Source organism: Sinomicrobium pectinilyticum (genome assembly GCF_003725735.1).
In the GTDB taxonomy this organism is placed as follows: Bacteria; Bacteroidota; Bacteroidia; order Flavobacteriales; family Flavobacteriaceae; genus Sinomicrobium; species Sinomicrobium pectinilyticum.
In genome coordinates, this window is sequence record NZ_RJTM01000200.1 from 1 (window position 1) to 736 (window position 736).

The window sequence follows — 736 nt, forward strand, 5'->3', positions numbered from 1 at the left end:
ATTAACCTTGTATACTATCCAACAGCAAAAACAAATAGAATTGATTCTAAAGGAAAATCAGGAGCAGAAACTTCAAATAGAAAAGCAACAGAAAGAAATAAACCAACTTAAAAAGAACTTAAAATGAAGAGCTATTTACTCACCTTTCTTTTCATTACTGCCACAATTTTGATTTCCGAAGCACAGACCGTTGATGTGGAGTACTTAAACCCCAAAATGGGGAATGAAACCCAATACAAATTTATCCGGTTCGGAACATCGACAGAGTCTTATGCCGGATTAATGTGGAATAATAGTGATGCATATTATGGAGATGGTAATGATTTTTCCATTTTTACTTATGGCGACAGAGATATGACAATTAGAACCGGAACCGGTAATTTTATCGTATTTCCTACCTCGGGAGGGAACTTTGGAGTTGGTATTACCAGCCCCACAGCCAAGCTGGATGTAAACGGTGAGATAAAATCCAATGCTCTTGTAAAAGTTGCTAATCCGGAAAACCCAATGGCAGATCTTCATTTAAGTTGGCTAAATAATACAGCACGAATCAGGATAGGAGGATCGGGAGTAGGTGCTGAGAACGGATTGGATATTCAGTCCGTAGGTAATCAAAGCCTCATGCGGATACTCCATAATGGTAGTATAGGCATAGGCACAACCAACCCCGGCACCTGGAAACTCGCCGTCAACGGCAACATCCGCGCCAAGGAGATCAAAGTAGAAACCGGCTGGA

General features: G+C 40.8%; 1 pseudogene. It reads left to right on the plus strand.

From position 1 onward, the window contains the following. Nucleotides 1-123: 123 nt before the first annotated feature. Nucleotides 124-736, plus strand: a pseudogene (locus ED312_RS23155) (hypothetical protein); the annotation flags it as partial.